The organism is Mycolicibacterium neworleansense (assembly GCF_001245615.1).
Taxonomy (GTDB): Bacteria; Actinomycetota; Actinomycetes; order Mycobacteriales; family Mycobacteriaceae; genus Mycobacterium; species Mycobacterium neworleansense.
Genome location: NZ_CWKH01000001.1, coordinates 1,412,138 through 1,436,360, shown reverse-complemented (window position 1 = coordinate 1,436,360; position 24,223 = coordinate 1,412,138). Strand labels below are relative to the sequence as shown.

General features: G+C 67.9%; 27 protein-coding genes. 17 read left to right on the top strand and 10 right to left on the bottom strand.

All coding sequences use genetic code 11. The annotated features are described in order from the left end of the window. Positions 1-2 precede the first annotated feature (2 nt). The 5 genes from BN2156_RS30530 to BN2156_RS06720 all read right to left on the bottom strand — a co-directional run bounded on the left by BN2156_RS30530 (position 3) and on the right by BN2156_RS06720 (position 3,803). Positions 3-341: a hypothetical protein gene (locus BN2156_RS30530; protein WP_131725139.1), complete on the bottom strand. Its 339-nt coding sequence runs from the start codon at positions 339-341 to the stop codon at positions 3-5. 88 nt (positions 342-429) lie between these two features. Beyond that, positions 430-840 carry a VOC family protein gene (locus BN2156_RS06735; protein WP_090511641.1) on the bottom strand — a complete coding sequence of 137 codons (411 nt, stop codon included), beginning with the start codon at positions 838-840 and terminating at the stop codon, positions 430-432. Between the two features lie 48 nt (positions 841-888). Next, positions 889-1,707, bottom strand: a complete 819-nt coding sequence (locus tag BN2156_RS06730) for a helix-turn-helix domain-containing protein (protein ID WP_090511638.1) — start codon at positions 1,705-1,707, stop codon at positions 889-891. 29 nt (positions 1,708-1,736) lie between these two features. Further along, positions 1,737-3,068 carry a lipase family protein gene (locus BN2156_RS06725; RefSeq protein WP_090511636.1) on the bottom strand — a complete coding sequence of 444 codons (1,332 nt, stop codon included), beginning with the start codon at positions 3,066-3,068 and terminating at the stop codon, positions 1,737-1,739. A gap of 42 nt (positions 3,069-3,110) precedes the next feature. After that, positions 3,111-3,803, bottom strand: coding sequence for an NUDIX hydrolase (locus tag BN2156_RS06720; RefSeq protein ID WP_090511634.1), 693 nt, complete (start codon positions 3,801-3,803; stop codon positions 3,111-3,113). 46 nt (positions 3,804-3,849) lie between these two features. On the opposite strand from BN2156_RS06720, the gene nadA reads away from it, so the two are divergent. The 4 genes from nadA to BN2156_RS06700 all read left to right on the top strand — a co-directional run bounded on the left by nadA (position 3,850) and on the right by BN2156_RS06700 (position 7,943). Next, positions 3,850-4,893 (top strand): quinolinate synthase NadA, encoded by a 1,044-nt coding sequence (gene nadA / locus BN2156_RS06715; protein WP_090515582.1) that lies wholly within the window; start codon positions 3,850-3,852, stop codon positions 4,891-4,893. Further along, complete coding sequence (locus tag BN2156_RS06710; RefSeq protein WP_090511631.1) at positions 4,890-6,491, top strand: L-aspartate oxidase; 1,602 nt, start codon at positions 4,890-4,892, stop codon at positions 6,489-6,491. Before nadA ends, BN2156_RS06710 begins: the two co-directional genes overlap by 4 nt. Beyond that, positions 6,491-7,348, top strand: coding sequence for a carboxylating nicotinate-nucleotide diphosphorylase (nadC, locus tag BN2156_RS06705; RefSeq protein ID WP_090515580.1), 858 nt, complete (start codon positions 6,491-6,493; stop codon positions 7,346-7,348). The genes BN2156_RS06710 and nadC overlap by 1 nt, the downstream gene beginning before the upstream one ends. A gap of 184 nt (positions 7,349-7,532) precedes the next feature. Then, complete coding sequence (locus tag BN2156_RS06700; RefSeq protein ID WP_090511629.1) at positions 7,533-7,943, top strand: SRPBCC family protein; 411 nt, start codon at positions 7,533-7,535, stop codon at positions 7,941-7,943. Here the strand turns inward: BN2156_RS06700 and rhtB are convergent. Both rhtB and BN2156_RS06690 read right to left on the bottom strand, forming a co-directional pair. Further along, a complete protein-coding gene (gene rhtB / locus BN2156_RS06695; RefSeq protein WP_090511626.1) occupies positions 7,940-8,578 on the bottom strand; it encodes a homoserine/homoserine lactone efflux protein in 639 nt (212 codons plus the stop codon). The two genes, BN2156_RS06700 and rhtB, sit on opposite strands and share 4 nt — an antisense overlap. A gap of 21 nt (positions 8,579-8,599) precedes the next feature. After that, positions 8,600-9,010, bottom strand: a complete 411-nt coding sequence (locus BN2156_RS06690) for a nitroreductase family deazaflavin-dependent oxidoreductase (protein ID WP_090515577.1) — start codon at positions 9,008-9,010, stop codon at positions 8,600-8,602. A 104-nt stretch (positions 9,011-9,114) separates the two neighbouring features. On the opposite strand from BN2156_RS06690, the gene hisD reads away from it, so the two are divergent. From hisD to BN2156_RS06640, 10 genes are read left to right on the top strand one after another with little or no spacing between them, the layout of a single operon-like run. After that, positions 9,115-10,443 carry a histidinol dehydrogenase gene (hisD, locus tag BN2156_RS06685; protein ID WP_162490747.1) on the top strand — a complete coding sequence of 443 codons (1,329 nt, stop codon included), beginning with the start codon at positions 9,115-9,117 and terminating at the stop codon, positions 10,441-10,443. Next, positions 10,443-11,582: a histidinol-phosphate transaminase gene (locus BN2156_RS06680; RefSeq protein WP_090511621.1), complete on the top strand. Its 1,140-nt coding sequence runs from the start codon at positions 10,443-10,445 to the stop codon at positions 11,580-11,582. The genes hisD and BN2156_RS06680 overlap by 1 nt, the downstream gene beginning before the upstream one ends. Beyond that, on the top strand, positions 11,579-12,187 hold the full coding sequence (gene hisB / locus BN2156_RS06675) for an imidazoleglycerol-phosphate dehydratase HisB (protein WP_064914603.1): 609 nt from the start codon (positions 11,579-11,581) through the stop codon (positions 12,185-12,187). The genes BN2156_RS06680 and hisB overlap by 4 nt, the downstream gene beginning before the upstream one ends. Beyond that, on the top strand, positions 12,184-12,801 hold the full coding sequence (hisH, locus tag BN2156_RS06670) for an imidazole glycerol phosphate synthase subunit HisH (RefSeq protein WP_090511618.1): 618 nt from the start codon (positions 12,184-12,186) through the stop codon (positions 12,799-12,801). The genes hisB and hisH overlap by 4 nt, the downstream gene beginning before the upstream one ends. Next, positions 12,798-13,532: a bifunctional 1-(5-phosphoribosyl)-5-((5-phosphoribosylamino)methylideneamino)imidazole-4-carboxamide isomerase/phosphoribosylanthranilate isomerase PriA gene (priA, locus tag BN2156_RS06665; protein ID WP_090511616.1), complete on the top strand. Its 735-nt coding sequence runs from the start codon at positions 12,798-12,800 to the stop codon at positions 13,530-13,532. Before hisH ends, priA begins: the two co-directional genes overlap by 4 nt. A 5-nt stretch (positions 13,533-13,537) precedes the next feature. Further along, on the top strand, positions 13,538-14,359 hold the full coding sequence (locus BN2156_RS06660; protein WP_407661637.1) for an inositol monophosphatase family protein: 822 nt from the start codon (positions 13,538-13,540) through the stop codon (positions 14,357-14,359). Continuing rightward, positions 14,356-15,141 (top strand): imidazole glycerol phosphate synthase subunit HisF, encoded by a 786-nt coding sequence (gene hisF / locus BN2156_RS06655; protein ID WP_090511611.1) that lies wholly within the window; start codon positions 14,356-14,358, stop codon positions 15,139-15,141. The genes BN2156_RS06660 and hisF overlap by 4 nt, the downstream gene beginning before the upstream one ends. Beyond that, positions 15,138-15,488 (top strand): phosphoribosyl-AMP cyclohydrolase, encoded by a 351-nt coding sequence (hisI, locus tag BN2156_RS06650; RefSeq protein WP_090511609.1) that lies wholly within the window; start codon positions 15,138-15,140, stop codon positions 15,486-15,488. The genes hisF and hisI overlap by 4 nt, the downstream gene beginning before the upstream one ends. A gap of 52 nt (positions 15,489-15,540) precedes the next feature. Then, positions 15,541-17,187 (top strand): HsdM family class I SAM-dependent methyltransferase, encoded by a 1,647-nt coding sequence (locus BN2156_RS06645; RefSeq protein WP_210436576.1) that lies wholly within the window; start codon positions 15,541-15,543, stop codon positions 17,185-17,187. Beyond that, a complete protein-coding gene (locus tag BN2156_RS06640) occupies positions 17,177-18,184 on the top strand; it encodes a hypothetical protein (RefSeq protein ID WP_090511606.1) in 1,008 nt (335 codons plus the stop codon). Before BN2156_RS06645 ends, BN2156_RS06640 begins: the two co-directional genes overlap by 11 nt. Here the strand turns inward: BN2156_RS06640 and BN2156_RS06635 are convergent. Beyond that, positions 18,181-18,978, bottom strand: coding sequence for an ABC transporter ATP-binding protein (locus BN2156_RS06635; protein WP_090511604.1), 798 nt, complete (start codon positions 18,976-18,978; stop codon positions 18,181-18,183). The two genes, BN2156_RS06640 and BN2156_RS06635, sit on opposite strands and share 4 nt — an antisense overlap. Then, positions 18,975-19,646, bottom strand: coding sequence for a FadR/GntR family transcriptional regulator (locus BN2156_RS06630; protein WP_090511602.1), 672 nt, complete (start codon positions 19,644-19,646; stop codon positions 18,975-18,977). Before BN2156_RS06630 ends, BN2156_RS06635 begins: the two co-directional genes overlap by 4 nt. Positions 19,647-19,803: 157 nt before the next feature. Between BN2156_RS06630 and BN2156_RS06625 the strand changes: the two genes are divergently transcribed. Further along, positions 19,804-21,552 (top strand): 2-isopropylmalate synthase, encoded by a 1,749-nt coding sequence (locus BN2156_RS06625; protein ID WP_090511600.1) that lies wholly within the window; start codon positions 19,804-19,806, stop codon positions 21,550-21,552. On the opposite strand, the gene BN2156_RS06620 is transcribed toward BN2156_RS06625, so the two are convergent. Continuing rightward, positions 21,539-22,003: a peroxiredoxin gene (locus tag BN2156_RS06620; protein WP_090511597.1), complete on the bottom strand. Its 465-nt coding sequence runs from the start codon at positions 22,001-22,003 to the stop codon at positions 21,539-21,541. The two genes, BN2156_RS06625 and BN2156_RS06620, sit on opposite strands and share 14 nt — an antisense overlap. Positions 22,004-22,066: 63 nt before the next feature. Here BN2156_RS06620 and BN2156_RS06615 point away from each other — a divergent pair, with 63 nt between their 5' ends. Both BN2156_RS06615 and BN2156_RS06610 read left to right on the top strand, forming a co-directional pair. Continuing rightward, positions 22,067-23,626: an anthranilate synthase component I gene (locus BN2156_RS06615; RefSeq protein ID WP_090511596.1), complete on the top strand. Its 1,560-nt coding sequence runs from the start codon at positions 22,067-22,069 to the stop codon at positions 23,624-23,626. Further along, positions 23,623-24,222: a TIGR02234 family membrane protein gene (locus tag BN2156_RS06610; protein WP_090511592.1), complete on the top strand. Its 600-nt coding sequence runs from the start codon at positions 23,623-23,625 to the stop codon at positions 24,220-24,222. Before BN2156_RS06615 ends, BN2156_RS06610 begins: the two co-directional genes overlap by 4 nt. Position 24,223: the final 1 nt, after the last annotated feature.

Here is a 24,223-nt window from a genome sequence, read left to right as displayed (position 1 = left end):
CCCTACTGCCGTGGTTTCAGATGCGGGTTGCGGCGGGCGCCGTTGGCGAAGTAGTCACCTCCCTTGGAGGCCGCGAAAAGCAAGTAGCCCATGACGAGGGCGATGGTCAAGATCCCCATGCCGAGGGCCAGGCCGACGCCCAAATAATTCGGTGGTGCCGGTCGGGGCGGTGGTGGACCAGCCTGCCACGGCGTTGGCGGGATGGGCGCCCCGGACGGATAGCCCGATTGCGGATGGTGCGGGTAGGCGGGATGGCTGTGGTGCTGCTGGTACTGCGGATAGGGCGAGTACCAGGGCGGGTACTGCGGACCTGAGTCAGCTTGGTCTGCAGGCGGATACACGCCCATCCTTCCGTCGCGACGACTGCGGCTATAGCGATCGTAGGGGCGCGGCGGGCCTCCTGATCGCAGCAGTTTTGGTCGTGACGGATCAGTTCGCCGGGGGTTTGACGGCTGCCGGTTCGAAGATCTCGATGGGGTTGCCGTCGGGATCATTGATCTGGATCTGCCGCCCGCCGGGCCCCGTCTCCACGGTGTTGCGGAACGCGACGTCGGCTTCGCGCAGTTCGGTGATCGCCGCGTCGAGATCGTCGACCTCCAGCACGAGTCGATTGAACCCCCCGGGTGCCTGCGTGCTGCCGTCGGGCAGCTGACGCGCCCCTGAGCTGCCCGGTCCGCTCAGGAAAAGGGTGAGATTGCCGTTGGCCACGGACGCGAATGCCGGTCCGCCCTGTAAGGCGACGTGGAACCCCAGGTGCTCCGTATAGAAAGCGACCGCGCGGTCGACGTCGGTGACCTGGTAGCGGAGCGCGCCGGTTCGGTAGGTGATGTGTCCAGACATGACCGCAGTGTGCCGAGTTCCGCGGTGGAAGTATTGAACAAAATTGACCTACGGTTCGAGTGCGATGTGGTCGTCTTTCGCGACGTACACGGTTCGGCGTAGTTGCTGGACGGGGGTCATCCCGGAGAATTCCTGGAACTCCCGGATCATGTGGGACTGGTCGGAGTAGCCGTGCTCGATGGCGAAGGTCGGCCAGTGCGGCGGTGTCGGTGTCGACGAGACGGCGTCGTGTGCGTGCCGGAACCGTTGCAGGCGGGCGAACCGTTTGGGTGGCATTCCGACTTGGGTGGTGAACAGCTGGATCAGTCTGCGATGGCTGAAACCGACTTCGCGCGCCAGTGATTCGATCGAAGGTTGACGGTGGTCCAGGCTGAGCGCCTGCACGGCGAAGGCGACTTCGCGGCTCAGTTCGCGGCCGGCGGGTGATCGGGTCAGCAGTGCGCGTTCGACGATGGCAAAGCGTGCCCTGACCGATTCCGCCTCGCAGATCTCGCCCCGGAGGTCGGCGGCCGCGCCGTTCCACAACGTGTCCAGGCCGACGTGGGAGCCGACGAGTTCGCGCGGTGATAGTGCGAGGGCAGTGCCCACCCCTCCCGGTTTGAAATGCACGCCCAGCATCGCGGTGTGCTCGCGTGCGTCGATGTCGAAGGGCAGGGAATAAGGGCCGCAGATGACGGCTCCTGAAAAGCGTTGTGAGCCATGATGGTTCGTTATGGCGACGACGTCAGGGCCCAGGTTGATGACGAGCTCGGTGGTGCCGGTGGGCAGGATGCGCTCGGTGGGGTATGTGGGTCCGTCCGCAATGCACCACAGGTGGTCGACGCTGTCGCGCAGGGCCACCGTCGGGAGTTGACGGAAATATCGCATCTACCCCCATTGTGCCAGCGCGTGGCTGGTCAGAGTGGGCGGCGGTGGACCGTCCGGCCCAGGGCGACTTTGGTGGCGATTCCGGCCAGTCGCGCCATGCCCATGTACGTGATGGGGTTGAGCAGCGTCGGCCACTTGGACCGCACGATGTTGGCGGTCAGCGGACGACCGGCGAATCGGTCGGTCAGCCAGCGCAACGCCATCGGCGCCGAGAACGGGTGCAACAGCAGATGCTCGCTGAACATGTCGCGGTGATAGGTCACGTCGGCGCCGCCGGCAAGATAGGTGTCGGCAAGTTCGTCGATGTCATCGACCGAGATGATCTCGTCGTGCACGGCCTGGACGATCAGCACGGGCGGAACTGGTGCGGCCACACCGAGTTTGGTGTCGTGGAACACCTCACTGACCTCGGGGCCGTCGAGGATCTGTTCCAGCGGCATGTCGACGAGATCGGCCATGTCGGTGCGGAACATCCGCACGATGGCTTCGACGGTGGTCATCCGGTGCAGGCGGTCGAGGAGCTTGCGTCCCTCAACGGTGGCGTGCTCGGCGATGACCCGGTTCAGGTTGGGGTAGATGTCGGAGAGGGCGGCCACCACCAGGGCGGGAAGCCCCGAGAACACGGTGCCGTTGAGCCGGCGGAAGGTGTTTCCGAGATCGCCGACGGGGGAGCCGAGTACGGCGCCGACGATGTTGAGTTCGGGCGCGTAGCTGTCGGCCATCTCGGCGGCCCAGGCACTGGCCAGGCCGCCGCCGGAGTATCCCCACAGGCCGATGCGCGCGTCGGGTGACAGTGGCAGGTGCTCGGCGTTGAGCGCGGCACGCAGGCCGTCGAGGACGCGGTAGCCGGGCTCATAGGGCGCACCCCACATGCCGCCGACGCCCTCGTGGTCGGGGACCGAGACCGCCCAGCCCTCGGCCAGCGCGGCCGAGATCAGCAGAAATTCCAGTTGGGCCAGGGATCCGGTGGCCTTGGCGTGGTGGCGCAGCGCGTAGGAGGGGAAGCACCGGCCCGAGATGGCGTCGATCGCGCACTGGTAGGACACGACCGGACAGTCCGGCGCGGCGTCGGCAGGGACGATGACGGTGGTGGCGGCGGCTTCGGGGACGCCGTTGCGGTCAGTCGAGCGGTACAGCAGTTGGGTGGCGTGCAGGCGCTGCGGGATGAGGCCCAGAAAGGCCAGCTCGACATCGCGGCTGCGTAGGACGGTGCCCGGTTCGGCGTGCTGGAATCCAGCAGGCGGGACGTAGAACGCGTCCTTGTGGGGGAGTACGGGTCGAGCGGCCGGGTCGAGATGCTCGTGAGGTGCTCGACCGATCCATTCGGCTGCCGAGACGCTGGCCGTACTGCCCAAGTCCATCCGGGCATTCTTACTTAAGAAGGGTCTAAGAATCCAGTCGACTCACCCAGGAGGGCGCAGCGCGGCGAATTCGTCGGTCACGCGGTACCGGGAGTCGGTGAAGCGGTACAGCGCGGCGGGGCGCCCGCCGCTGCGGCCGGATCGGGCGGTGGTTCCGGTGCGGGTGATGACCTTGCGACGTTCCAGCACGCGCTGCAGGTTTGTGGCGTCGACTTGGTAGTCGAGCGCGGCGCTGTAGATGTCGCGCAGTGTCGAGAGCGCGAATTCCTTTGGCGCCAGAGCGAATCCGATGTTGGTGTACGAAAGCTTGGCTGCCAGCCGGGTGCGCGCGTGTTCGACCATCGGGGCGTGGTCGAAGGCCATCGGGGGCAGGTCGCTGACCGGATGCCAGCGGGTGTCCGGCGGCAGGGTTGGGGTGGAGGGGGAGGGGACCAGGCCCAGGAATGTGGACGCGATGGTGCGCATGCCCGGGACCCGATGGGGGTCGGAGAACACCGCCAGTTGCTCCAAATGGGCCAGCTCGCGCAGATCGACCTTCTCGGCCAGCTGTCGCCGCACTGAGCTGGTCAGATCCTCGTCGTCATCCAGCCGGCCGCCCGGTAAGGACCACTTGCCCCGCTCGGGATCCAGCGCGCGCTGCCAGAGCAGCACGTTGAGGGCGGGCTGGCGGGTGTCGAGGCCGCGAACCTGGAACACAACGGCGAGTACTTCGTGCGCGGTGTTACCATGTGGCATGTTTTCGATTATAAGTCGAAAACCTGACGTAGTGGAGGAGGTCGGCGTGACCGCTCTCAATGGCACCCTCACGGGGGGCTTGGCAGATCAGATCGTCGATGGGCCCGGTGGCTATTCCGGCGTTGACGGCGACGAGCAGTGGGCCGCCGAGATCCGTCGTCTGGTCGACCTGCGCGGTGCGACGCTGCTGGCGCACAACTACCAGCTGCCGGCCATTCAGGATGTCGCTGACCATGTCGGCGATTCACTGGCGCTCTCGCGCATCGCCGCCGAGGCCCCCGAGGACACCATCGTGTTCTGCGGGGTGCACTTCATGGCCGAGACGGCCAAGATCCTCAGCCCGGACAAGACGGTGCTGATCCCGGATCAGCGGGCCGGTTGCTCATTGGCCGACTCGATCACCGCCGACGAACTGCAGGCGTGGAAGGACGAGCACCCCGGTGCGGTCGTCGTCTCCTACGTGAACACCACCGCCGCGGTGAAGGCGCTGACCGACATCTGCTGCACCTCCTCGAACGCGGTCGAGGTGGTGGCCTCGATCCCCGAGGACCGCGAGGTGCTGTTCTGCCCGGACCAGTTCCTGGGAGCGCACGTCCGGCGCGTCACCGGTCGCAAGAACCTGCACGTCTGGGCCGGCGAATGCCACGTGCACGCCGGGATCAACGGTGACGAGCTGGCCGACCAGGCCCGGTCGCACCCCGACGCCGAACTCTTCGTACACCCGGAATGCGGCTGCGCCACGTCGGCGCTTTACCTGGCCGGTGAGGGCGCGGTGCCTGAGGAGCGGGTGAAGATCCTGTCCACCGGCGGCATGCTCGACGCGGCCCGCGAGACCCGGGCGCGGCAGGTTCTCGTCGCGACCGAGGTCGGCATGCTGCACCAGTTGCGCCGGGCCGCGCCCGACGTCGACTTCCTGGCGGTCAACGATCGCGCGTCGTGCACCTACATGAAGATGATCACTCCGGCCGCGCTGCTGCGGTGCCTGATCGAAGGCGCCGACGAGGTGCACGTCGACCCCGAAACCGCCCGCCTGGGCCGTGCCAGCGTGCAGCGGATGATCGCGATTGGTCAGCCCGGCGGCGGCGAATGACCCCGACGGGCAGCGCCCGGGGATCGAGCCGCTTCGCCTGCGGCAGTTCGACACTGTGGCAGCAGCGAGCTGACGTCGTCGTCGTCGGCACCGGCGTCGCGGGCCTGGTGGCGGCACTGGCCGCACACCGCCGCGGCCGCCGGGTGGTGGTGCTGAGCAAGGCCCGCGAAACCGCGACCTTCTACGCCCAGGGCGGCATCGCCGTGGTCCTGCCCGACACGGACGACTCGGTCGAGGCGCATGTCAACGACACCATCGCCGCCGGCGGCGGACTGTGTGACCCCGATGCGGTGCGCTCCATTGTCGCGGGCGGCTATGACGCGGTGGCCGATCTGGTCGCCGACGGCGCACGGTTCGACGAGGCAGCTCCTGGGCGCTGGGCACTGACCCGCGAGGGCGGGCATACCCGGCGCCGCATCATTCACGCCGGCGGTGATGCGACCGGTGCCGAGGTCCAGCGCGCGCTCGACTCCGCGGCGGCCACCCTCGACATCCGCCGCGACCACGTGGCGCTAGAGGTCCTGCGCGACGACGCCGCCGTGACGGGGGTGCTGGTCCGTAACGAGGACGGTTTGGGCATCATCCACGCGCCCTCGGTCATCCTGGCCACCGGCGGGCTCGGTCACGTCTATGCCGCCACCACGAACCCCAGTGGCTCGACTGGCGACGGCATCGCCCTGGCGTTGTGGGCCGGTGTCCCGGTCCGGGACATCGAGTTCGTCCAGTTCCACCCGACCATGTTGTACGCCGCGGGCGGTGGTGGACGGCGTCCGCTCATCACCGAGGCGCTGCGTGGTGAGGGCGCCGTTCTCATTGACGCGCAGGGTAACTCGGTGACCGAAGGGGTCCATCCCATGGGGGACCTGGCCCCGCGTGATGTGGTGGCTGCGGCCATCAATTCCCGGCTGAGCGCCACCGGTGATCCGTGCGTATACCTCGACGCGCGTGGCGTGGCGCAGTTCGCCGATCGGTTTCCCACGGTGGCGGCCGCGTGTGCGGAGGCCGGTGTCGACCCCACCCGTCAGCCCATTCCGGTGGTGCCCGGCGCCCATTACAGCTGCGGCGGCGTGCTCACCGACGTGCACGGCGGCACCGAACTACCTGGTCTCTTCGCCGCGGGCGAGGTGGCCCGGACGGGGATGCACGGCGCCAACCGACTGGCCTCGAACAGCCTGCTCGAAGGGCTGGTTGTCGGTAGGCGTGCCGGCCAGGCTGCTGCCGAGCACGCCGGCGCGGCAGGTTCGGTGCGCGCACAGGTACCGCAGGACCGCCGTCAAGATACGGTGAGCCGAGAAATCTTGCAGCGCAACATGTCCGAATACGCCTCGGTGGTCCGCGATGCCGATGGACTGCGTCGCCTCGAAGCTGTTCTGGCCCATGCGCGAGCTGTGCAGCCCGCCAGCCGTGAGAGCTTCGAAGACGCGGCCCTCACCATTACCGCTCGCGCGATTGCCGTCGCGGCCCTGGCCCGCACTGAAAGCCGGGGCTGCCACCATCGTGGTGACCACCCCGAAACCGACCCTGCTCAGGAGCATTCCGTGACGATTCGTGCCGAAGCCGGCCGTCCCGCCCTCGACACCGCACCGGTGGTGTGCTGATGGCACTTTCGGATATCGAGCTGGCCGAGGCACGCGCCACCATCACACGGGCGCTGGAAGAGGACCTGCGTTACGGCCCGGACGTCACCACCATCGCGACCGTCGGTGCCGATGCGATGACCACCGCCTCGGTGGTCAACCGCGAGCCGGGTGTGGCCGCGGGTGTCGACATCGCGCTGATGGTGCTCGACGAGGTGCTCGGCGCCGACAGCTACCGCGTGATCAATCGCGTCGAGGACGGTGCCCGGCTGGACGCCCGCTCGGCGATCCTCACCGTCGAGGCGCCGACCCGTGGACTGCTGACCGCCGAACGCACGCTGCTCAACCTGATGTGTCACCTCTCGGGCATCGCCACCGCGACGGCCGCCTGGGTCGACGCGGTGGCCGGAACCAACGCGAAGATCCGCGACACCCGAAAGACACTGCCGGGCCTGCGCGCCCTGCAGAAGTACGCGGTGCGCGTCGGAGGCGGTGTCAATCACCGGATGGGTCTTGGCGACGCGGCCCTGATCAAGGACAACCACGTCGCTGCGGCCGGGTCGGTGCTGGCAGCGCTCAAGGCGGTCCGGGCCGAGGCGCCGGACCTGCCGTGCGAGGTCGAGGTCGATTCGCTCGAACAACTCGACGAGGTGCTCTCGGCCGACGTGGAATTGGTGCTGCTGGACAACTTTCCGGTCTGGCAGACCCAGATCGCGGTGCAGCGCCGCGACACCCGCTCTCCCAAGACGCTGCTGGAATCCTCCGGTGGCCTGACGCTGGACAGCGCCGCCGATTACGCAGGCACCGGCGTCGACTACCTCGCGATCGGGGCGCTCACCCATTCGGTGCAGGTGCTCGACATCGGTCTCGACACCTAAATCGTTGCCCCGCGGCGCAATTCGCTCCGTACCGCGGCCGGAGTTCGCCCGGTGTGCTGGCGCAAACTGCGGCTCAGCCGGTAGGGCGAGACCCCGAGCGCGGTCGCGAGGGGAAACAGCCCGACCGCCGCCGGGTCGCAAGAATGTTCAAGACACCGAGACTGCCGGCGACCAGACTGGTGGCATGGCATCGATCCGGATCGAATTAGACATTGCGGCCGACACTGCCCGCGTGTGGCAGGTGATCGGCGACTGGGCACAGGGCCCGGTGCGCATGGCGCCGGGTTTCGTGGTGTCCAGCGAGGCCGACGGTGATGTTCGGGTGGTGACGTTCGCGGATGGCTTCATCGCGCGCGAGCGCCTGGTCAGCCACGACGATCCAGCCCGTCGAATCGCCTATTCGCTGATCGGGGACACCGCGCGGCCCGAGCACGACAACGCCGTGATGCAGGTGCTGGCCGCAGGCCCGAACCGCAGCCGCTTCCTGTGGGTCCGCGACGTCCTGCCACATGATGCCGCCGGTCCGCTGCGGGCGGCCATGGAGCAGGCCGCGCCGATCATCAAAGCCGCGCTGGAGAACAGGTCGGGCGGCTAGGCAGTCGCGCCGCGGCGCACCAGCGAGAGCACCACGGCGGCGGTGGCGAACAGCCCGGAGAACACCCGGCCGAGGATGGTCTGCTGCCGAGGTGTCTGCAGCCAGTTGAGCATCCGGGCGGCCAGTCCGGTGTAGAGGGTCATCACGACGATGTCGACCGCGACCATCGTCGCCCCGATCGCCAGGTACTGAGGCAGCAGCGGCGCCGTCGGGACCACGAACTGCGGCAGCACCGCGACCAGGAACACCAGGCCCTTCGGATTGGTGGTGTTCACCAGGAACCCGCGGACCACCAGGGCCAGCCGGCTCCGCTCGCTCGCGCCGCCGCTCATCCGATCACGTAGGTCCTGCGAGGCACTACGCCACTGCTGGACCGCCAGATACACCAGGTACGCGACGCCGATCCATTTCACGATGTGGAAGGCCAGCATCGATTTGGCGACTACGGCACCCAGCCCGACGGCGACCAACACCAGTTGGGCGAGCAGTCCGATCTGGAGTCCGAGCACGCTCCAGAACCCACGGCGTACCCCATGGGTCAGGCCGGTGGCCATCGATTGGATGGCTCCGGCTCCGGGCGAGACGCTGATGGCGATCGACGCACCGAGAAACGCGAGCCAGATCTGCCAGGTCATGTATGCAGTCTGGCGAACGTGTCAAACGATATCTGCGACGAAGACGCCGGTCCGGCGGGCGCCCATCCGGGCGATCCGGGGGAGCGTCGGGTCGTCAGTGCCGGCGGGCAGCACCCGGGGATTGGTGATCTTGATGTCCCCGCGGAACAGGTGCACGTCGGCCTCACCGGCGGCCAGGACGTTCTTCACCCAGTTGGTCTTTCCGTGGGCCAGCAGAACCGCCAGCGTATTGCCCTTGCGGTAGCTGGTGACGATGGTCTCGTACGGCGTACCGGAGGTACGGCCCCGGTGCTTGATCACGGTGAATCCGGGGAGGCGTTTGGAGAACGGCCTCAGGGCCGGGTTGATGTACTTGATCTGGAACCGCTCGAGCGCGGGCGGCACGAGCATCGGAACGCCGGGGGCGTTGTTCGGGTGGTCTTTCGCGGACATCTGGGGCTCCATTCGGCAGTCTGGGACCACCCTACGGCGGGCCGGGCCGGGCGCAGTGGGCGACGGATTTTTATCAACTGGACTGATCAGGGACAATTGAACTGATGGCCGAGTTTCAGATGTCCCGAATCGACCTGCGTGACCGTGTGCTGAGCGCTGCGCAGTTGCGATCTGCGCTGCCCCGCGGCGGAGTCGATGTGGACGCAGTGGTGCCCAAGGTCCGCCCGATCGTGGAGGCCGTCGCCGAGCGCGGCGCGGAGGCCGCGCTGGATTACGGCCATACCTTCGACGGCATCCGCCCCGCTGCCGTCCGGGTGCCCGCGGCCCGGCTCGCGTCCGCCCTGGCCGACCTCGACCCTGACGTACGCGCGGCCCTGCAGGTCGCGATCGACCGGGCTCGCCCGGTGCACGCCGATCAGCGCCGCACGGACACCACCACCACGCTGGCCCCCGGTGCCACCGTCACCGAACGCTGGGTACCGGTCGAGCGCGTCGGGCTGTACGTACCCGGCGGCAACGCGGTCTACCCGTCGAGCGTCGTGATGAACGTGGTGCCTGCCCAGACCGCAGGCGTCGACTCGCTGGTGATCGCCAGCCCGCCGCAGGCGGAGTTCGACGGACTGCCGCACCCGACCATCCTGGCCGCCGCGGCGCTGTTGGGCGTCGACGAGGTGTGGGCCGTCGGTGGCGCGCAAGCAGTGGCGCTGCTGGCCTACGGCGGCACCGACACCGATGGTGCCGAGTTGGCTCCGGTCGACATGATCACCGGCCCAGGCAACATCTATGTGACCGCCGCCAAGCGCATCTGCCGCTCGCAGGTGGGCATTGACGCCGAGGCCGGTCCGACGGAGATCGCGATCCTGGCAGACGACACGGCCGATCCGGTGCACGTCGCCGCCGACCTGATCAGCCAGGCCGAACACGACGAGATGGCGGCCAGCGTGTTGGTCACCAACAGCGAGGCGCTGGCCGAGGCCACTGACCGCGAGCTCACGCGTCAGCTGGAGACCACGGTGCATGTCGAGCGGGTCCGAGTGGCGCTCTCGGGCAAGCAGTCCGCGATCGTGCTCGTCGACGACATCGATGCCGGCGTTCGGGTGGTCAACGCCTATGCGGCCGAGCACCTGGAGATCCAGACCGCGGACGCGCCCGGTGTTGCCGGCCGGATCCGTGCTGCCGGAGCAATTTTCGTCGGCGCCTGGTCGCCGGTCAGCCTCGGTGACTACTGCGCCGGTTCCAACCACGTGCTGCCGACCGCGGGCTGTGCCCGGCATTCCAGCGGCCTGTCCGTGCAGACGTTCCTGCGCGGTATCCACGTCGTCGAGTACGACGAGGCCGCACTCAAAGACGTTTCCGGGCATGTCATCACCTTGTCCAAGGCGGAAAACCTGCCCTCGCACGGCGAGGCGGTACGACGGAGGTTCGAGCGGTAATGGGCGCACAGGATGTGACGCTGGCCGATCTGCCGCTGCGCGAGAACCTGCGCGGGAAATCGCCTTACGGGGCGCCGCAGTTGGTGGTGCCGGTGCGGCTCAACACCAACGAGAATCCGCATCCGCCGACTCAGGCCCTGATCGACGACGTCGCCGCGTCGGTCCGCGAGGTCGCCACCGAGCTGCACCGCTATCCTGACCGGGACGCGGTGGCATTGCGGACCGACCTGGCGGCCTACCTCACCGCGGCCACCGGCGTGCAGCTCACCGTCGACAATCTCTGGGCGGCAAACGGTTCCAACGAGATCCTGCAGCAGCTGCTGCAGGCCTTCGGCGGACCGGGACGGACCGCCATCGGCTTCGTGCCGTCGTACTCGATGCACCCGATCATCTCCGACGGCACCCAGACCGAGTGGCTGCAGACGGCGCGGGCCGCGGATTTCGGGCTTGACGTAGACGCGGCTGTGGCCGCGGTCAAGGAGCGCACACCGGACGTGGTGTTCGTGGCGAGCCCCAACAACCCGTCGGGCCAGAGTGTTTCGGTCGAGGACCTGCGTCGGCTGTTGGACGCGATGCCTGGTGGCATCCTGATCGTCGACGAGGCCTACGGCGAGTTCTCCACGCAGCCCAGCGCGGTCACCCTGATCGACGATTTTCCCGCCAAACTCATCGTCACCCGCACCATGAGCAAGGCGTTCGCCTTCGCCGGTGGCCGACTCGGTTACCTGGCGGCTGCCCCCGCGGTGATCGATGCGCTGCTGTTGGTGCGCCTGCCGTATCACCTGTCGGTGCTCACCCAGGCCGCCGCCTGCGCGGCACTGCGTCACGCCGATGACACCTTGGGGAGCGTGGCGACCCTGGCTGCCGAACGCGACCGGGTGAGCGCCGAGCTGGCCCGCCTCGGCTACCGCGTGATCCCCAGCGACGCGAATTTCGTGTTGTTCGGGCAATTCCGCGACGCCCCGGCCAGCTGGCAGCGTTATCTGGACAAGGGAATCCTGATCCGCGACGTCGGCATCCCCGGATTCCTGCGCACCACGATCGGTCTGGCCGAGGAGAACGACGCGTTCCTGGCCGCCAGTGCCGATCTGGCCGCCACCGAACTTCAGCCCGCCAACAGCCCGGTAGGAGCATCGTGACCCGTCGCGCGAAGGTCGAACGTAAGACCAGGGAATCCGACATCGTCGTCGAAATCGACCTCGACGGCAGCGGTGTCGTCGACATCGACACCGGTGTCCCGTTCTTCGACCACATGCTCACCGCGCTGGGGACCCACGCCAGCTTCGATCTCACCGTGCACGCCAAGGGCGACATCGAGATCGAGGGTCACCACACGATCGAGGACACCGCGATCGTGCTGGGGCAGGCGTTGGGCGAGGCCCTCGGCGACAAGAAGGGCATCCGCCGGTTCGGCGACGCCTTCATCCCGATGGACGAGTCCCTTGCCCACGCAGCGGTCGACGTGTCCGGTCGTCCGTACTTCGTGCACACCGGGGAGCCCGAGTTCATGGTGGAGTTCACCATCGCCGGGTCCAGCGCGCCGTACCACACGGTGATCAACCGGCACGTCTTCGAATCGCTGGCGTTCAACGCCCGGATCGCCCTGCACGTGCGCACGTTGTACGGCCGCGATCCGCACCACATCACCGAGGCCCAGTACAAGGCGGTGGCTCGCGCGCTGCGCCAGGCCGTCGAGTACGACGCCCGGGTGACCGGCGTTCCGTCGACCAAAGGCACTCTGTGACCAAGAAAGTCATTGTTCTCGATTACGGATCGGGCAATCTGCGCTCGGCCCAGCGGGCGCTGGAACGCGTCGGTGCCGATGTCGAGGTGACGGCCGATCCGGGTGCTGCTGCGGCGGCCGACGGACTGGTGGTACCCGGTGTCGGTGCGTTCGAGGCCTGCATGACCGGGCTCCGGGCGATCGGCGGCGAGAAGATCATCGCCGACCGCCTACAGCACGGGCGCCCGGTGCTGGGCGTGTGCGTCGGCATGCAGATCCTGTTCGCCCGCGGAGTGGAGTTCGGGACGGAGTCCACCGGATGCGGGCAGTGGCCCGGATCGGTGACCCGGCTGGATGCCCCGGTGATCCCGCACATGGGCTGGAACGTCATCGACGCGCCAGCCGGCAGCACCCTGTTCAAGGGGCTCGACGCCACTACGCGTTTCTATTTCGTGCATTCGTACGCCGCTCAGGAGTGGTCCGGTAATCCGGACGCACTGGTGACCTGGGCGACGCACCACGTGCCGTTCATCGCCGCCGTCGAAGACGGCGCGTTGTCCGCCACGCAATTTCATCCGGAGAAGAGCGGCGACGCCGGTGCGACGCTTCTCGCGAATTGGGTTGAGGGACTGTGAGTTTGATTCTGTTGCCGGCTGTCGACGTGGTGGACGGCAAAGCGGTGCGTCTGGTGCAGGGCAAGGCAGGCAGCGAGACCGACTACGGTTCGGCGCTGGAGGCCGCGGAGGCCTGGCAGCGTGACGGTGCCGAGTGGATCCACCTGGTGGACCTGGACGCCGCCTTCGGGCGGGGCAGCAATCGCGAGCTGCTGGCGGATCTGGTCGGCAAGCTCGACGTGAAAGTCGAACTGTCCGGCGGTATCCGTGATGACGACTCGCTGAAGGCCGCCATGGACACCGGCTGCGCCCGGGTGAACATCGGCACCGCAGCGCTGGAAAGCCCCGAGTGGTGCCGCCGTGCCATCGCCGAGTACGGCGACCGGGTGGCCGTCGGGCTGGACGTGCAGTTCGAGAACGACAGCTGGCGACTGCGCGGCCGCGGCTGGGAAACCGATGGCGGGGACCTGTGGGAGGTCCTGGACCGCCTTGACCGCGAAGGCTGCTCGCGCTACGTCGTCACCGACGTCACCAAGGACGGCACCCTCACGGGCCCCAACCTGGAACTGCTGGCGTCTGTGGCCGACCGCACCGACGCCCCCGTGATCGCCTCGGGCGGGGTCTCCAGCCTCGACGATCTGCGGGCGATCGCCACCTTGACCGGCCACGGAGTCGAAGGCGCGATCGTCGGAAAAGCGCTCTACGCCGAACGATTCACCTTGCCGCAGGCACTGGCCGCGGTCAGCGGATAAGCGAGGTGGCTGCCCTGGACCCGTCGAAGTTGGCCGCACTGGTAGACGCGGCGACAGAGATTCTCGACGCCGCGTCGGTGCCGTTCATCGCCGGGCACCGCGCTGATTCCGCGGTGAGTAAGCAGGGCAACGACTTCGCCACCGAGGTCGATCTCGCGATCGAGCGGCAGGTGGTGCGGGCGCTGACCGAAGCCACCGGGATCGGGGTCCACGGTGAGGAATTCGGCGGCGAGCCGATCGATTCGCCGCTGGTGTGGGTGCTCGACCCGATCGACGGCACGTTCAACTATGCGGCCGGGTCACCGATGGCGGCCATCCTGCTCGGGCTGCTGGCCGACGGTGAGCCGGTGGCCGGCCTGACCTGGTTGCCGTTCACCGGGCAGCGGTACTCGGCGCTGGTCGGAGGTCCGGTGCGCGACAACGGCACCGAGCTGCCGGCGCTGGGGTCACCCACCCTGACCGATTCGATCGTCGGTATCCAGACCTTCAACATCGACTCGCGGGGCCGGTTCCCCGGCCGCTACCGGGTCGAGGTGCTGTCCAATCTGAGCCGGGTGTGCTCGCGGGTGCGGATGCACGGCGCCACCGGGGTGGACCTCGCCTACGTGGCGGCCGGGATCCTGGGCGGGGCCATCAGTTTCGGGCACCACATCTGGGACCACGCCGCGGGTGTGGCCCTGGTACGCGCCGCGGGCGGCATCGTGACGGACCTGGCCGGTGATCCGTGGACGTCGGAATCGAAGTCGGCCCTGGCCGCCGCGCCCGGTGTGCACGAACGCATGCTGGAAATCGTGAAATCCGCTGGCAAACCGGAGGACTACCTGTGAGCACCATCAGTGATGTCGCAACGAGGATCATCCCGTGCCTCGACGTCGACGCCGGCCGGGTGGTCAAGGGGGTCAACTTCGAGAACCTGCGCGATGCGGGGGATCCCGTCGAACTCGCGGCCGCGTACGACGCCGAGGGCGCCGACGAGCTGACGTTCCTCGACGTCACCGCGTCCTCCTCGGGCCGGTCCACCATGCTCGAGGTGGTCAAGCGCACCGCCGAACAGGTGTTCATCCCGCTGACCGTCGGTGGTGGCGTCCGCTCCGTCGACGACGTCGACGTGCTGCTGCGCGCCGGCGCGGACAAGGTGTCGGTCAACACCGCGGCGATCGCCCGGCCCGAACTGCTGGCCGAGCTGGCGCGGCAGTTCGGTTCCCAGTGCATCGTGCTCAGCGTCGACGCGCGCACCGTGCCGGCCGGCGATCAGCCCACCCCGTCGGGGTGGGAGGTGACCACTCACGGTGGGCGCCGCGGCGCCGGCATCGATGCGATCGAGTGGGCGGCGCGCGGCGCCGAACTCGGCGTAGGCGAGATCCTGCTCAACTCGATGGACCGCGACGGCACCAAGGCCGGGTTCGACCTGCCGATGCTGCGCGCGGTGCGGGCGGCGGTGGCCGTCCCGGTGATCGCCAGCGGTGGTGCCGGTGCAGTGGGTGATTTCGCACCGGCGGTGCAGGCCGGCGCCGATGCGGTGCTGGCCGCCAGCGTGTTCCACTTCCGGGAGCTGACGATCGGTCAGGTGAAGGCTGCGATGGCGGCTGAAGGGATCACCGTCCGATGAGCGCTCTCGACCCAGCCATCGCGTCGCGGTTGAAGCGCAACGCCGAAGGCTTGTTCAGTGCGGTGGCGCAGGAACGCTCCACGGGTCAGGTGCTCATGGTCGCCTGGATGGACGACGACGCGCTGGCCCGCACCCTGGAAACCCGTGAGGCCACCTATTTTTCGCGGTCCCGCGGCGAGCAGTGGGTCAAAGGCCTGACCTCTGGGCACACCCAGTATGTGCACTCCGTTCGCCTGGACTGCGACGGCGACACCGTGCTGCTGGAAGTCGATCAGACGGGGGCAGCGTGCCACACCGGCGCTCACACGTGCTTCGACGCCGACCAGTTGCTGGCGGCTGAGGACTAGCCGCGGCGTTGCGGTCCCCGGGCTTGTCGGTGGTGTCGATGACAATGGCGGGGTGACCGACACCGGAGTGCGCGCCGACGGCGATTCTGCCGAAGCCCGCAAAGCGCGCGGTGCCTTCTTCACGCCGGCACAGATCACCGACTACCTCGCGCAGTGGGCTGTGCGATCGGCTGATGAGCGGATTCTGGAGCCCTCGGCCGGGGACGCGGCATTTCTGATTGCGGCCACCCGCCGGCTGCAGGATCTCGGTGCCGAAGACCCCGAGCTGCACGGCATCGAGATCCACCGGTCCAGCGCGGCTATGGCGCGCCGCCGCGTGACCGAGGCAGGAGGCCGGGCGCAGATCCGGACCGCGGATTTCTTCGCCGTCGAGCCGCGGGCCGCGTACACGGCGGTGATCGGCAACCCGCCCTACATCCGCTATCAGGAGTTCCGGGGCGCCACCCGGGCACAGTCGCGCCGGGCCGCGCTCAAGGCCGGGGTCACGCTGTCGGGGCTGGCATCGAGTTGGGCGGCGTTCACCGTGCACGCCGCGCTGTTTCTCAAGCCGGGCGGCCGCCTGGCGCTGGTGCTGCCTGCCGAGCTGCTGAGTGTGAACTACGCGGCGGCCGTGCGGAAGTTCTTGTTCGACCGCTTCGCCAGTGTCGAGTTGGTGATGTTCGACGAGCAGGTGTTCCCCGAAGCCGAAGCCGACGTGGTGCTGTTGCTCGCCGATGGCTACGGTGGCGGGCCGTGTGGGCACGCGATCATCCATCGGGCTCGCAATGCGGCTTCGCTGACATCTGAACTTGCACAACGGCGTTGGTCGCCACGCGATCCCGCCGACAAGTGGGTCAGCGGCCTGATCGGCAACGCGCCGGTGGATACCATCCACGGCCTGCACGACGACGGTCACTTCTCGATGCTGGAAACCTGGGGTGACACCACGCTGGGCATGGTGACCGGCAACAACAGCTTCTTCGCGCTGTCCCCAGAACGGGTGCAGGCACTCGGACTGCGCCGCACCGATCTACTGCCGCTATCCCCACCCGGCAGCGCTCACCTGCGCGGCCTGACCCTGTCCGCCGAGCAGTTGGCCAGGCTGGGGGAGGACGGGCGGTCGATCCACCTGTTCCGTCCGGCCGGGAACCCATCTGCTGCGGCTCAGCGCTACATCGACGCCGGTCACGCCGCCGGTGTGCATCTGGCTTATAAGTGCCGGGTGCGCCGGCCCTGGTATCAGGTGCCCCTGGTGAATCCGGCTGACCTGCTGCTGACCTGCATGAATGCCGACACCCCGCGGTTGGTCACCAATCGAGCCAAGGCGCACCACCTCAACTCGGTGCACGGCGTGTACCTGCGCGACGAGGTGCGCACGCTCGGGCGTGACCTGCTGGGACTGGCGGCCCTGAACTCGGTGACGGTGCTGCACGCCGAGATCGTCGGCCGCTCGTACGGTGGCGGCATCCTCAAGATCGAACCTCGCGAGGCCGACCGCTGGCTGGTCCCGTCGCCCGATCTGGTGGCCGCCCGCGCCGACGAGTTGCGTGCGGTGCGGCGGCGCGTCGCGGCGCTGCTGGAGCGTGGCAAGTTGCTCGAGGCGACTCACGTTGTCGACGACGCCCTGGGGCTGGCAACTCGAATCGTCCTGGAACCCGTTCGGACGGCGCGCGATTCATTGGCGACACGCCGGACGGTAAGGTCTCGGCGTGCCCGCTGAACCATCGACCAAAGCCACTGCGTGGGCCATCTTCGACCGCATTGTGGCCGACGCGGCACCGGCGGGCGTGCACACCAATCCCTGGGCCCGGGTGGCCGGCGAGTTGAGTTTCGTTCCCGATTTTCGGGTGCTGCGCAAACTGCTCGGGGTGCCGTTGTACCTGGATGCCCCGTCGACCACCGGGGTCCCGGCACTGGCTCTCGATGTGTGGTTGGCGTATGAGTTGCGGCGCGCCGGATTCGATCCGGACGCGGTGTGGCCCAGGGCCACCGATCCGCGGATCATGCCCAGCGCCATCGCCAGTCTCCTGGAGGCGTTGCCGCAAAAGGAACGCCACCTCATCGAGCAACGCCTGAAGCGGTCGATGAAAGGCGTTGCCGCGTCGAGCGCCAGTGTGCTGGGCAAGCACTACATGAAGCAGGTCGACGTGGTGATGTCGGACTGGGACACCGGTCCGGAATTGCTGATCAGCACCAAACGCATGGACTCCAGCTTCGGCAAGAACGCCGCCAACCGGGTCGAGGAAAGCTACGGCGATGCCAAGAACCTGCGACTGCGCCACCCGTTGTCGGCGCTCGGGTTCGTCTACGGCCTGCGCTCGACGATCCTGAGCACCGAACCGGACAAGGCCGAGTGGCTGATCGACCTGCTGGGCAAGCTCGGCACCGAGGACGATGCCTATCACGCCGTGGCGCTGGTGATGATCGACTACGACTCCGAGGTCACCGAGGCCGCCGACGAGGAAGTCGACAGCATCGAGAAGGCCGAGCCGGACACCCTGTTCGAGATCGTGGATGTCGCTACCGCTGCCGTCGACGAGGCAATGGCGGCATTACCGGACATCGCGATCCGGCATGACACCGTGCCGCCCGAGCTGCAGCCCTCGCGTTTTCTGGCGACCATGGTCAACCGCGTCATCGACACCACACCGGTCACTCGGCACCGTGAGGCGCGGCGGCGTCGCAACATGCCGTCGGAGCCTGAGCGTCAGGCCTAGAGCACCCGCGAGCTTGCCTTGGCGCGCGCGCTCCAGCGGCCGTCCTGATACCCGACCACCACGGGATGCGCGAAGGCCTCGCTGACGTGATCGGTGTTGACCACGTCCAGAGCCGGCCCGCTGGCCACGGTGCGCCCCTGCGAGATCAACAGCGCGTGCGTGGTGCTGGTGGGAAGTTCCTCGAGATGGTGCGTGACCAGGATCGAGGCCATCTCGGGGTGCGAGTCGTCCAGTGTGTCAAGGGTTTCCAGCAGTTGTTCGCGCGCCGCGACGTCGAGACCGGTGGTGGGCTCGTCCAACAAGAGCAGCCGCGGGTCGGCGATCAATGCCCGCGCGATCAAGGTGCGGCCGCGCTCACCCTGGGACAGCGTGGGCCAGATCGCGTCGGCCCGGGGCGACAGCCCCACGGTGTCGATCAGTTCATCGGCCCGGCGCGCCTGCTCAGCCGTCGGCGTCCAGTGCGCCGCGATGTCGATGGTGGCGGTGATGCCGGTGAGCACCACCTCACGCACCGTGAGCGGATACTGCAGCCGGTGCCGGGGATTCACATGGCCGATCGATCGCCGCAGCACCGCCAGATCGGTGCGGCCCATCCGGCCGCCGAGCACATGCACGGTCCCGGTGGTCGGAAACGTCACGGCGGCACAGAAACCCAGCAGAGTGCTCTTGCCGGCACCGTTGGGCCCCAGCAGGGCCCAGTGCTCACCAGCCCGCACGGTCAGTGAGATGCCGTCGATGATCTGCTTGCCGTCGCGGCGGAAGGTCACATCGGCGATGTCGAGGACCGGGGTCATGCGAAAGACTCCTTCAATGAGCTCAGGTGGGTTCTGCTGGCGGCGGCGGCACCCTCGGGATCGCGGGCGATGATCGCGTCGGCCAGCTGTTGGTGCAGTTCGTGATCGCAGGGTTCGGACGCGATCGGCCGGATTTTGAGCATGTCGATCATCGCCAGCCGCAACCGGGGCAGGAAGGCGTCGAACAGCTGGATCAGCACCTCGTTGTGCGCCGCGGCGATCACCGTGCGGTGGAATGCCATATCCGCGTCGACATGATCTGGTACGGACTGTCCCACCACACCGCGGGCGGCCAGGGTGCGGCGGATGGCCCGCAGATCGGCGGGGGTGCGCCGGGTGGCGGCCAACGCGGCGCCCTCGGCTTCGATGGCGATGCGGGCCTCGATCACCGACACGATGGTGGCGCGGCGCAGCACGGTGTCCCAGTCCTCGGCGGCATCCAGCGCGGTGACGAACACCCCGGCGCCTTGACGGCTCTCCAGCACCCCCTTGCCGGACAGTTCGCGGATCGCTTCGCGCAGGGTGGAGCGGCCCACCCCGAGCTGGGCCGCCAGGGTGGTCTCGCCGGGAAGTCGATGGCCCAGTGGCCATTCGCCCTGGCGGATGCGCGTCAGGAGGAGCTGGGCGGTCTGGGTCGCCAGCGGGTGACGCTGAACTCGGGAGGTCATCGAAACCTGTCTACTTGTCTGAGGAGTTGTGTATAGTCTACCCATCATGACGCGCGTTCTGCTCCTTAGCCGCCGCGGCGGGGCCTGAATCGACCGGCCCCCTGCCGTGGGGCTGTGTCGCGCCGGTCGAACCTTCAATCCGACCGAAAGCGCTCTCATGACTACCTCTGCTTTTCCCACCATCGACACCCCGGCCGGGGAGATCCCGGTGCACGCGCCGGCCTGGAACCGTCAGCGCCACTCCCAGATGCCGTCCCATCGCTACGCCTCCGTCTACGACCGCGTCGAAGTCCCTCTGACGCAACGCCATTGGCCCGCCGCCCGGATCCAGACCGCCCCGCTGTGGGTGCCGGTCGACCTGCGCGACGGCAATCAGGCTCTGGCCGAGCCGATGGACCCGGCTCGCAAGCGCCGCTTCTTCGAGTTGCTGGTGGCCATGGGCTACAAGGAGATCGAGGTCGGCTATCCATCCGCCTCGCAGACGGACTTCGACTTCGTCCGGCTCCTGGCCGAAACCGACATCGCCCCGCCGGACGTCACCATCGTGGTGTTCGTCCCGGCGCGCCGCGACCTGATCGAACGGACCGTGGATTCGGTGCGCGGCATCGGCAACGACGTCGTCATCCACATGTACACCGCCACCGCTCCGACCTGGCGCGATGTCGTGCTGGGCAAGGACCGAGCCGAACTGCGGGAGCTGATCCTGGCCGGCGCACAAGACGTCCTCGAATACACAGACGGCATGGCCAACGTGCGGTTCGAGTTTTCACCGGAGGTGTTCAACCTCACCGAGCCCGACTACGTCCTGGATCTGTGCGATGAGGTGACCGGGCTGTGGCAGGCCACGCCCGAACGTCCGGTCATCCTCAATCTGCCGGCCACCGTCGAAGTTGCCACCCCGAATGTCTATGCCGACCAGATCGAGTACATGCACCGCAACGTGTCTCGCCGCGACAGCGTCATCCTGTCGGTGCATCCCCACAACGACCGGGGGACCGGCATCGCATGCGCCGAGCTGGCAGTGCTGGCCGGTGCACAGCGGGTGGAGGGATGTGTGTTCGGCAACGGGGAGCGCACCGGCAATGTGGACATCGCCACCCTGGCGCTGAATCTGCATGCCCAGGGGGTCGATCCGATGATCGATTTCTCCGACATCGACGAGATCGCGCGAACGGTCACGCACTGCACCCGCATGCCGATCCACGAACGCCATCCCTATGTGGGGGACATGGTGCACACCGCGTTCTCCGGGACGCACCAGGATGCGATCAAGAAGGGTTTCGCCGAACATCGCCGGCGCGCGGCGGCAACCGGACGGCCGGAAACTGAAATCGATTGGCGGGTACCGTATCTGCCGATCGATCCGGCCGATATCGGCCGGACCTATGATGCGGTGATCCGGGTGAACTCGCAGTCCGGCAAGGGCGGCATCGCCTACCTGCTGGCCACCGAATACGGGTTGGAATTACCGCGCCGGCTGCAGATCGACTTCGCTCGCCACGTCCAGGAACACACCGATGAAAGCGGTTCCGAGGTCACCGCCGCCGAACTGTTCGATCTGTTCGAGGCGACGTACCTCGACCCGTCGGGCCCGGTGCAGCTGAAGGACTGGCATACCGGCGGCGACGGGGCGGCCGCGGTCACCGATCTGGTCCTGGTGCTCGACGGGCGCACGGTGGCCAGCAGCCATCGCGGCATCGGACCGGTGGACGCGCTGCGGGCCGCACTCGAGGAGATCGGCCATCACGTCGAGGTGCTGAGCCTGACCCAGCAGTCGATCGGCAGCACCGCCGTCAGTTATCTGGAGTACCGGTCGGCCGCCCGCGCTGGCTGGGCATGCGGCCGCAGCGACTCGGTGCTCGCCGCTTCGATGGCGGCGGTGCTGCGGGCGATCAACGCGCCTTGAGCAGCTCCAGCGCCTTGTCGGCATGGGTGTCCATGCTGATCTCGCTGGAGATCACCCCGAGAACGGTGCGATCGGTGTCGATGACGAACGTGGTCCGCTTGACCGGCATGAGCTTGCCCAGCAGGCCACGTTTCACCCCGAACTGAGCGGCGACCTTGCCGTCAGCGTCCGACAGCAACGGATAGTCGAAGTTCTGGATGTCGGCGAACTTGGCCTGCTTGGCGACCGGGTCGGTACTGATACCGACCCGGCTCGCGCCAGCAGCGGTGAACTCCGCCGCCAGATCCCGGAAGTGGCAGGCCTCCTTGGTGCATCCCGGAGTCATGGCGGCCGGGTAGAAGAACAGCACCACTGGGCCGTCGGCGAGCAGGCTGGTCAGGCTCCGGATCGTGCCGGTCTGGTCCGGCAGTTCGAACTCGGCGACGGTGTCACCCGTCTTCAGGGATGTCATGGCTGGCTACGCTACGCCGTCTGCATGGCAGGACCGCGGCCCCGATCTGGGAGAATTGTTCTCGTGCAAACCACAGCCACCCACGCGCCGGGGTCCACGGGCGCCGGCTCCTCGCTTGCCGTCACCACGTCGCGCGAGGATTTCCGGGCGCTGGCCGCCGAGCACCGTGTGGTCCCGGTAACCCGCAAGGTGCTGGCCGACAGTGAGACGCCGCTGTCGGCGTACCGCAAGCTCGCTGCCAACCGTCCGGGCACGTTCCTGCTGGAGTCGGCGGAAAACGGTCGCTCGTGGTCGCGCTGGTCGTTCATCGGCGCCGGTGCGCCCTCGGCGCTGACGATTCGCGACAACGAGGCGGTATGGCTGGGAACGGCGCCCAAGGACGCGCCCAGCGGCGGTGAGCCGTTGGCGGCGCTGCGGGCCACCCTGGATGTGCTGCAGACCGAGGCGGTGCCCGACCTGCCCCCGCTGTCGTCGGGATTGGTGGGGTATTTCGCCTACGACATGGTGCGCCGCCTCGAGCGGCTCCCGGATCTCGCGGTCGACGATCTCGGCCTGCCCGACATGGTGCTGCTGCTGGCCACCGACATCGCCGCCGTCGACCACCACGAGGGCACCATCACCCTGATCGCCAATGCGGTGAACTGGAACGGCACCGACGAGCGCGTCGACGAGGCATATGACGACGCGGTCGCCCGGCTGGATGTGATGACCACCGCCCTCGGCCAGCCGCTGCCGTCGACGGTTGCCACGTTCAGCCGCCCAGTACCCGAGCACCGTGCGCAGCGCACGGTGGAGGAGTACACCGCGATCGTGGAGAAGCTCGTCGGCGACATCGAGGCAGGTGAAGCCTTCCAGGTGGTGCCGTCGCAGCGGTTCGAGATGGACACCGCCGCCGACCCTCTCGATGTGTACCGGATGCTTCGGGTGACCAATCCCAGCCCGTACATGTACCTGCTCAATGTCCCCGATGCCGATGGCGGACTGGACTTCTCGGTTGTCGGCTCCAGCCCCGAGGCACTGGTGACGGTGCAGGACGGGCGGGCCACCACCCACCCGATCGCCGGTACCCGCTGGCGCGGCAGCACCGAGGAAGAAGATGTGCTGCTGGAAAAGGAACTGCTGGCCGACGAGAAGGAACGCGCCGAGCACCTGATGCTGGTCGATCTGGGTCGCAACGACCTCGGTCGGGTGTGCCGCCCGGGCACGGTTCGGGTCGAGGACTACAGCCACATCGAGCGCTACAGCCACGTGATGCACCTGGTGTCCACGGTGACCGGCGAGCTGGCCGAGGGAAAGACCGCGCTTGACGCGGTGACGGCATGTTTCCCGGCCGGCACCCTGTCGGGGGCGCCCAAGGTGCGGGCCATGGAGCTGATCGAGGAGGTCGAAAAGACCCGGCGTGGCCTCTACGGCGGAGTGCTGGGCTACCTCGACTTCGCGGGCAACGCCGACTTCGCGATCGCCATCCGCACCGCGCTGATGCGTAACGGCACGGCTTACGTGCAGGCGGGCGGGGGAGTCGTGGCCGATTCCAACGGGCCCTACGAGTACAACGAGTCGGCGAACAAGGCCAAAGCCGTGCTCAACGCCATCGCCGCCGCCGACACATTGGCCGAGCCGTGACGCGGGCAGCGCAGGCGCTGTTCGTCGTCGCCGCGGTAGTGCTGTGGGTGGCGTCGCGGATGACCTGGGTCCAGGTGAGCTCGTTCGATGGGCTGGGCCAACCCAAGACCGCAACACTGACCGGCGCGGACTGGTCGACGGCGTTGATCCCGCTGGCGTTGCTGGTGCTGGCCGCCGCGGTCGCAGCGCTGGCCGTGCACGGCTGGCCGCTGCGATTGCTGGCCCTGCTGATCGCGGTGGCCAGTGCCGGCATGGGGTACCTGGGAATGAGCTTGTGGGCGGTCAAAGATGTCGCGGTTCGAGCCGCTGACCTGGCAGAAGTGCCGCTCGCGCAGTTGACGGCGACCAGCCGTTCCTACGGCGGCGCAGTGCTGACTCTGGTGGCCGCGGTGTGTGCGCTGGCCGGTGCGGTGCTGCTCATGCGGTCCGCCAACAGCGCCAAACGCGGCATTGCCGGTCGCTACGCGGCACCGGCGGCCCGTCGTGACGCGGTCAAGAGCGAGAACAGTGATGAGCCGATGTCGGAGCGAATGCTGTGGGACGCGCTGGACGAGGGACAGGATCCAACCGGTGACGGTGGCGATCAAAGACAATAAG

Excerpts from the sequence above, each read along its gene's own strand:
- rhtB (WP_090511626.1), bottom strand. The coding sequence starts at position 8,578 with ATGACCTGGCAGATCTGGCTCGCGTTTCTCGGTGCGTCGATCGCCATC.
- BN2156_RS06680 (WP_090511621.1), top strand. The coding sequence starts at position 10,443 with ATGGGCGCACAGGATGTGACGCTGGCCGATCTGCCGCTGCGCGAGAAC.
- BN2156_RS06730 (WP_090511638.1), bottom strand. The coding sequence starts at position 1,707 with ATGCGATATTTCCGTCAACTCCCGACGGTGGCCCTGCGCGACAGCGTC.
- BN2156_RS06700 (WP_090511629.1), top strand. The coding sequence starts at position 7,533 with ATGGCATCGATCCGGATCGAATTAGACATTGCGGCCGACACTGCCCGC.
- BN2156_RS06620 (WP_090511597.1), bottom strand. The coding sequence starts at position 22,003 with ATGACATCCCTGAAGACGGGTGACACCGTCGCCGAGTTCGAACTGCCG.
- BN2156_RS06630 (WP_090511602.1), bottom strand. The coding sequence starts at position 19,646 with ATGACCTCCCGAGTTCAGCGTCACCCGCTGGCGACCCAGACCGCCCAG.
- hisD (WP_162490747.1), top strand. The coding sequence starts at position 9,115 with ATGGCCGAGTTTCAGATGTCCCGAATCGACCTGCGTGACCGTGTGCTG.
- BN2156_RS06690 (WP_090515577.1), bottom strand. The coding sequence starts at position 9,010 with ATGTCCGCGAAAGACCACCCGAACAACGCCCCCGGCGTTCCGATGCTC.
- BN2156_RS06710 (WP_090511631.1), top strand. The coding sequence starts at position 4,890 with ATGACCCCGACGGGCAGCGCCCGGGGATCGAGCCGCTTCGCCTGCGGC.
- BN2156_RS06720 (WP_090511634.1), bottom strand. The coding sequence starts at position 3,803 with ATGCCACATGGTAACACCGCGCACGAAGTACTCGCCGTTGTGTTCCAG.
- nadC (WP_090515580.1), top strand. The coding sequence starts at position 6,491 with ATGGCACTTTCGGATATCGAGCTGGCCGAGGCACGCGCCACCATCACA.
- BN2156_RS06735 (WP_090511641.1), bottom strand. The coding sequence starts at position 840 with ATGTCTGGACACATCACCTACCGAACCGGCGCGCTCCGCTACCAGGTC.
- BN2156_RS06625 (WP_090511600.1), top strand. The coding sequence starts at position 19,804 with ATGACTACCTCTGCTTTTCCCACCATCGACACCCCGGCCGGGGAGATC.
- BN2156_RS06635 (WP_090511604.1), bottom strand. The coding sequence starts at position 18,978 with ATGACCCCGGTCCTCGACATCGCCGATGTGACCTTCCGCCGCGACGGC.
- BN2156_RS06725 (WP_090511636.1), bottom strand. The coding sequence starts at position 3,068 with ATGGACTTGGGCAGTACGGCCAGCGTCTCGGCAGCCGAATGGATCGGT.
- hisI (WP_090511609.1), top strand. The coding sequence starts at position 15,138 with ATGAGCGCTCTCGACCCAGCCATCGCGTCGCGGTTGAAGCGCAACGCC.